The organism is Olleya namhaensis (genome assembly GCF_900114005.1).
In the GTDB taxonomy this organism is placed as follows: domain Bacteria; phylum Bacteroidota; class Bacteroidia; order Flavobacteriales; family Flavobacteriaceae; genus Olleya; species Olleya namhaensis.
Genome location: NZ_FORM01000012.1, coordinates 44079 through 52593 on the forward strand (window position 1 = coordinate 44079; position 8515 = coordinate 52593).

The 8515-nt window shown below is 35.7% G+C and carries 1 protein-coding gene; it reads left to right on the top strand.

Annotated features, from left to right (window positions below):
* Positions 1 to 206 precede the first annotated feature (206 nt).
* On the top strand, positions 207 to 8515 hold an 8309-nt coding region (locus tag BMZ09_RS15280), incomplete at its 3' end, for an Ig-like domain-containing protein (RefSeq protein WP_143067842.1).

Consider the following 8515-nt stretch of genomic DNA (forward strand, 5'->3'; position numbering starts at 1 on the left):
CTCCCTTAAACTGTAGCATATTTTGGCTGAAATGATTAGTTAAAAATATATAATATAACGCAGTAAAGACATATAATGTTATGGGAATACAACATTCTCTTTTACTATTTAATCGTAATACACTTACAGCTTAATGCGGTAGGTGGTTTTGTGTTTGTTATAGATTTTACAAAAAAAATAAGATATAAGTTAAAAAATTATAAATTTTGAGAAAAATAGAAAATAATTTGAAATATTCAAAATCAGTGTTAGCTATGCTAATCGGATTGATGTTTAGTTGTTTTGCATTTGCGCAAACGCAATCGCCTTCTATCCGAACTGGTGTTACCTTCCAGTGGTCGGATGCCCAAAATGGGAACCTTAATAATCCTGCTACAATAAATTCTGTTACTGTAAACGGAGACGTATATAATACGTTTGTTGTACCGACATCTTATGAGATGACAATTCTAGGTCCTGATGGCCACTCGCCAAACAAAATTCTTGAAAACGGAGCTCTTTTGGCAAATGCAAGTAGTGATCCAAACTGGAACACTAAAGCTTTGAGTGCTTTTCAAGACAAAAACTTAAATCATTATTTTACTGCCAATCCAAATGGAGAAAATATGTGTGGTAACTTTACCAAAGCAGAAATCTCCAATGCACAAAGACAAACTATTTTTTATAGTAATCCTATACCATCTAATCAAGGTGGTATTTTAGCGGTTACAGAAAGAGGTGGAAACAACTGTTTTTATGTTGAAGTATGGGGTACACCAGTTGGTGGAGGTCCGGAGCAACAATTAGGAAATACATTTGTTAGAAATTCTGGTGATTATAGAGATAATTGTTCTTTTGGACCGCCAATAAACATTAATACCGATTATTGGAAATCTGGACGTTGTAATGAAAACGGACAAACTATTGGTATTGGATTATTTTATTTAAACTCTATTGCTCCTACAGGATCTAAAATTACTAAGATAGAATTTGTTGCTGCAACACGAGATCATGGTGATGGTAAATTTTTTCTACTTCAAAAATATGCGCTTGATGGCGATTTCGAAGAGTGTGTAAATGATACCGCTAGAGGTGAATTAAGCGAAATAGCAACTGCACCAGATAACTCTACATACAGTTTAGTATCTGGACCTAGTCCAGCTGGGCAATCTTTTTCTTTAGCCTCAAACGGAAATTACAGTTATGTACCAACACCTGGTTTTACAGGAACTGTTACTTTTCAATATCAAGTATGTCTACCTTCACCAAACCAATCCGTTTGTGATGTAGCAACAGTTACGTTAAATTATCAACCTTTACCTGCTAGTCCAGTTTTAGATATAAGTTGTAATAATACTAATGATACTAGTACAATTACGGTAACGTCCCCTGTTGGAAGTCAATACACCTACTCTATTAATGGAAGTCCTTATCAAAGTTCTCCAACATTTAATAATTTAGCCTCAGGAAGTTATACTGTATTAGTCTCTAACACACTTGGGTGTACTAGCTTTACATCTACAACAATTAATAGTGCCTTAGAGATATCTAATGTTGCCTTAACTAATGCTGCATGTGATACAGGAAATACCGGAGCTATTGACATTACAATTTCTGGTGGTACAAGTCCATATACTTACGCATGGAGTAACAGTGCTCTAACACAAGACCTAAATAACGTTCCAACCGGAACCTATAGTGTTTTAGTAACAGACGCTAATGGCTGCGAGGCTTACATGGATAATATTATTGTTGGTTCTCAAGACAATGCTAACCCTGTAATTACAGTACCTAGTACATTAAGTATAGAAGGTTGTAATGCAAACGATATAACAGCTGCTAATACTGAGTTTAATTATAGTACTTCAGTTTCTAATAATGTCCTTACTACTTTTGGTACACTTTCAAATTATAATACATCAGATGATACACAAGTACAATCTGTAACCTATATAGATACTATAACATCTAACGCTAATTGTACTATAGTAGTTCGTAGAACTTTTACTGCAACAGATGATTGTGGTAATACTTCAACTGCTATTACTACAATTACAATTAAGGATACTACCGCACCTAATTTATCTAGTTGTAACCTAATTGCACAAACAAACGAAGAGTGCTCAAGTTCTGATAACAAAACTATAATAGATACTTGGAATACTGATAATATTAACTTATTACAAAATTGTAGTACCGATAATTGTACTGACTCTGCAGACCTAGTGGTAACATCTAACTATGTTTACTCTAATTTTATATATGACTGTGGAACTAGTGGTAGTATAACTGTAACTTATACTGTTAAAGATGAATGTAATAATACATCAACAACAAGTGCAACAATAACAATAGAAGACACTACAGGTCCAGATTTAGCTAATTGCGCAGACATTAATAAGACTATAGAATGTGATAATGTTTCAAATCAATCTGAAGCTTTCCAATGGAATAATGCTAACATAGCAGCATTAAGAATCTGTGGTACTGATGATTGTAACACGGACTCTGCAAACAATGTAACTTCAGATTTTAATTATTCTGATTTTGTAGCTAACGCTTGTGGAGGTGGGACAATAGAAGCTGAATACTCCGTAATTGATGATTGTGGAAATATTACACTAATAACAGGAATATTAACTATAGAAGATACGACCCCTCCTACTTTTAATGAAAATTTACCTGCTAATGATACTGTAGATTATGATGCTATTCCTAATGCTCCAACATTAACTGCTACAGATAATTGCGGAGATGCTAATGTTACTTTTAGTGAAACTACTACGGGTGATATTTGTACTGGAACAATAACAATTACAAGGACTTGGATTGCTACTGATGAATGTAATCTTACAACAGAGCACATACAAACGTTAACCGTAACACAACCTGTTTTAGGAGCTACTATCGCAACTGTAACAAATGTATTATGTAACAGTGAAGCAACCGGAAGTATTGATATTACAGTAACAGGAGGAACAGCTCCTTATACATATGTTTGGAATGATGTAAGTAATTCAACTAGTCAAGATTTATCAAATGTTTTAGCTGGTGCATATAATGTAACAATTACAGACGACAATGGATGTACTACAAGTGTTGGAGCTACAATCTCTGAACCTTCTAGTCCTCTTAGTTTAAACATAACAAAAGTAGATGCTACAACTGCCCAAGGTTGTGCAAATGGACAAGCTACTGCAATTGTATCTGGTGGTACAGCAAATTACACTTATTTATGGAGTGCATCTGCAGGTAGTGCAACTACTGCTTCAGTAACAGGATTATCTGATGGAACGCATAGTGTAACTGTTACAGATGCTAATAATTGTACTATAACTCAAAGTATAGTAATAGAATGTGTTAATACATGTGATGCAGAAATTGCAATTACAAATGTTACCGATGTACTTTGTACAGGTGACACAACTGGTACAGGAACGGTAACAGCTAACTCTGATGCTAATCCAAGTGCTACTTTTACTTTTGTTTGGAACGATGGAAATTCTGACGTACAAACTGATACAGCTGTAACTTCTAGTACATTAGCCAATTTATCTGCTGGTGTATATTCTGTAAGCGTAACAATTGATGGAACAGTTTGTCAAGCTGTTGCTAAAACTATTTCTATTACAGAACCTAGTAATGCTTTAAATGTTACTGCTACAACTACTGACGAATCTGGTCCTACCACTGGTGATGGTACTGCTACTGCAATAGTAACTGGCGGTGTAGCCCCTTATACTTATTCTTGGACTCCTAATGGAGAAACTACTGATGCTCTTACAGGGCTTAGTGCAGCAGAATACTGTGTAACTGTAACCGATGCTAATGGTTGTACAGATACTACATGTGTAACTGTAAACCCAGGGTCTTGTAATAATCTATCTGTAACAGGATCTTCTAATCCTGCAATATGTTTTGGCGAAAGTAATGGTAGTATAACAGCTACTGTAACTGGTGGATCTGGAAACTTTAGTTACTCTTGGGATACTATTTCTAATACGACGACTTCTGTTAGCAATTTACCTGCTGGAGATTATACTATTACAGTTACAGATAATGTAACTCTATGTACTACAAACACAACTATAACAATAAACGAACCTAATGTTTTAAGTTCGGCAATAGCAGTTACTAATATATTATGTAAAGGTGACACTACTGGATCTCTTGATTTAGCTGTTAATGGTGGTAATGGTGGTTATACATTTTTATGGAATGACACTAATGCTTCAACTACTGAAGATTTAATTAATGTAGTTGCTGGTACTTATACTGTAACTATTACGGATTCTAAAGGTTGTGAAACAATAAACTCAGCAACAATATTAGAACCTGCTGCTGTTGTTTCAGCTTCAATTACAAGTCAAACTAACGTAGATTGCTTTGGTACTAATTCTGCAACAGTAACTGTTGAAGGTGCTGGTGGTATTACGCCTTACACCTACTCTATAGATAATGGTGTTAATTATGTGACTTCAGGAACTTTTAATGATCTTTCAGAAGGAAATTATACTGTTATCGTATTAGATGCAAATGGATGTACATTTAATCAACCGATTACAATAACAGAACCTACAGCTGCTTTAGAAGCTTCAATAACAAGTGTTACAAATGTATTATGTAACAGTGAAGCAACCGGAAGTATTAATATTACAGTAACAGGAGGAACAGCTCCTTATACATATGTTTGGAATGATGTAAGTAATTCAACTAGTCAAGATTTATCAAATGTAATAGCTGGTGCATATAATGTAACTATTACAGATGCTAACGACTGTACTACATCTATTGGCGCTACAATTACTGAACCTACTTCTGCTTTAAGTTTAAATATAACTAAAGTAGATGCGACAACTGCACAAGGTTGTTCTAACGGTGAAGCTACTGCCATAGTATCTGGTGGTACAGCAAATTACACATACCTATGGAGTGCTTCTGCTGGAAGTCAAACGACTGCAAATGCTACAGGATTATCTGATGGAACTCACAGTGTAACTATAACGGACGCTAATAATTGTACAATAACTCAAAGTATAGTAATTGAATGTGTTAATACTTGTGATGCAGAAATTGCAATTACAAATGTTACCGATGTACTTTGTACAGGTGACACAACTGGTTCTGGAACGGTAACAGCTAACTCTGATGCTAATCCAAGTGCTACTTTTACTTTTGTTTGGAACGATGGGGTTTCTGACATACAAACTGATACAGCTGTAACATCTAGTACATTAGCTAGTTTATCTTCAGGTGTATATTCTGTAAGTGTAACGATTGATGGAACCGTATGTCAAGCGGTGGAAGAAACAATTGCTATTACAGAACCAAGTAATGCGCTAGACGTAACAGCTACAACAACGGATGAGTCTGGACCAACCACAGGTGACGGTACAGCGACAGCTGTGGTTACTGGAGGTGTTGAACCTTATAGTTATTCTTGGTCTCCTGGAGGAGAAACTACAGATGCAATCTCAGGATTAAGTGCTGGAGATTATACTATAACTGTAACAGATGCTAACGGTTGTACAGATTCTACTACAGTAACTGTTAACCCGGGGACTTGTAATAATCTATCTGTAACAGGTGCTTCTAATCCTGCAATATGTTTTGGCGAAAGCAATGGAAGTATAACAGCTACAGTAACTGGTGGATCTGGAAACTTTAATTATAGTTGGGATACTATTCCTAATACGACAACTTCTGTTAGCAATTTACCTGCTGGAGATTATACTATAACAGTAACGGATACTGTAACACAATGTACTACAAGTACAACGATAACAATTAACGAACCAAACATCTTAAGTTCTGCTATTGCTGTTTCTAACATACTATGTAAGGATGATGCTACTGGCTCTTTAGACTTAGCGGTTAATGGTGGTAATGGAGGTTATACTTTTTTATGGAATGACACTAACGCTTCAACTACTGAAGATTTAATTAATGTAGTTGCTGGTACTTATACTGTAACTATTACGGATTCTAAAGGTTGTGAAACAACACAATCAGCAACAATATTAGAACCCGCAACTAGTGTTTCTGCAACTATTACAACTCAAACAGATATTGTTTGTGAAGGTTTAGGTACAATTATAATAGAAGGTGCCGGAGGTATTGCTCCTTACTCCTATTCTATAGACGGTGGAGCTAACTACCAAACAGATGGTACATTTGCTAGCTTACCTGAAGCTAACTACACAATAACAGTAGTAGATGCAAATGGATGTACAACAACAGTAACTACTGAAATACTTATTAACTGTACTGATGCTATCGCAGATATTAATAATACATTCCAAGACCAACCGGTAACTGGTAATGTATTAACTAATGATGAAGATTTTGAAGGTGATAACCAAACAGTAACTGCTAATACTGATCCTGCTAACGGAACAGTAACTATTGATGCTGCTGGTAACTATACTTATACTCCTACCGCTGGATTTACTGGTGAAGACACTTTCACATACACAATCTGTGATGATGGTAACCCACAAGCATGTGATACAGCTACTGTATACATTGAAGTATTACCTGTAAGTGGTCCTGAAAATGAAGCACCTATCGCTAACGCTGATACTGCGACAACTCCAGAAGGAACACCGATTACTATTCCTGTAATTTCTAACGATTTTGATCCTGATGGTGATACAATTACTGTAACTAATACGACTACTCCGGATAACGGAACAGTTACTATTAGTCCTACAGGTGAAATTATCTATACTCCTAATGATGGGTTTATTGGTGAGGATACTTTTACTTACACTATATGTGATGATGCTAATCCTGCACTTTGTGATACTGCAACTGTAACAGTAACTGTACAACCTACTGATTCGCCTAACACAACTAATGCTAATGATGATGCCTATACTACAACTCCTGGAGCTGATGTAACAGAAAACGTATTAGTAAATGATAATGATATTGAAGGTGATAATCAAACAGTAACTGCTAATACAAACCCAACTAATGGTACTGTAACAATGTCTCCTTCTGGTGACTTTACTTATACGCCTAACCCTGGGTATACTGGTGCAGATTCTTTCACTTATACTATTTGTGATGATAATGCTGACCAAGCTTGTGATACAGCTACAGTTTATATTACAGTGGGTGGTATTGCTAATACTACTGATGCTATCGCAGATATTAATAATACATTCCAAGACCAACCAGTAACTGGTAATGTATTAACTAATGATGAAGATTTTGAAGGTGATAACCAAACAGTAACTGCTAATACTGATCCTGCTAACGGAACAGTAACTATTGATGCTGCTGGTAACTATACTTATACTCCTAACGCTGGATTTACTGGTGAGGATACTTTCACATACACAATCTGTGATGATGGTAACCCACAAGCATGTGATACAGCTACTGTATACATTGAAGTATTACCTGTAAGTGGTCCTGAAAATGAAGCGCCTATCGCTAACGCTGATACTGCGACAACTCCAGAAGGAACACCGATTACTATTCCTGTAATTTCTAACGATTTTGATCCTGATGGTGATACAATTACTGTAACTAATACGACTACTCCGGATAACGGAACAGTTACTATTAGTCCTACAGGTGAAATTATCTATACTCCTAATGATGGATTTATTGGTGAGGATACTTTTACTTACACTATATGTGATGATGCTAATCCTGCACTTTGTGATACTGCAACTGTAACAGTAACTGTACAACCTACTGATTCGCCTAATACAACTAATGCTAATGATGATGCCTACTTTACAACACCAACAACTGATTTAGTAGCTAATGTATTAGTAAATGATAATGATATTGAAGGTGATACTCAAATAGTAACTGCTAATACAGACCCTACTAATGGAATAGTGACTATAGAAGAAAATGGTGACTTTACTTATACTCCTAACCCAGGGTTTTCTGGTACGGATTCTTTCACTTATACTATTTGTGATGATAATGCTGACCAAGCTTGTGATACAGCTACAGTTTATATTACAATTGATGGTTTAGCAGGATTAAATGTTGTGAAATCTGCGGTTAATGCTAATGGAAATGACTGTATTGTAGCTGGAGATTTAGTAACATACATATTCACAGTTACAAATCCTGGTGATTTACTTATTAACTCTATAACAATTGCTGATACGTTATTAGGTGGTGATATTACTGCTGATGTAACTTTGACAGGAGACACCAATAACGATGGTTTACTTGATCCTTCTGAAACTTGGGTTTATACAGCTCCAAATTATACCGTAACACAAGAGGACGTTGATACCGGTATAATCACGAACAGTGTTACAGTAAGTGGATTAGAGCCTGACGGAACAACAAGCATAGAAGCAAATGATACATACGTAATTGATGAAAACAACACAGAGTTAACTTTCTGTACGCCTACTAATGGTTTAAACATTGTTAAGTCGGCTGCAATTGCAAACGGTGAAGCGTGTTTAGTAGTTGGTAGCGAAGTAACATATACTTTCACTGTAACTAATACGGGTACAGTATCGGTTAACTCAATAACTATTACAGATGCTTT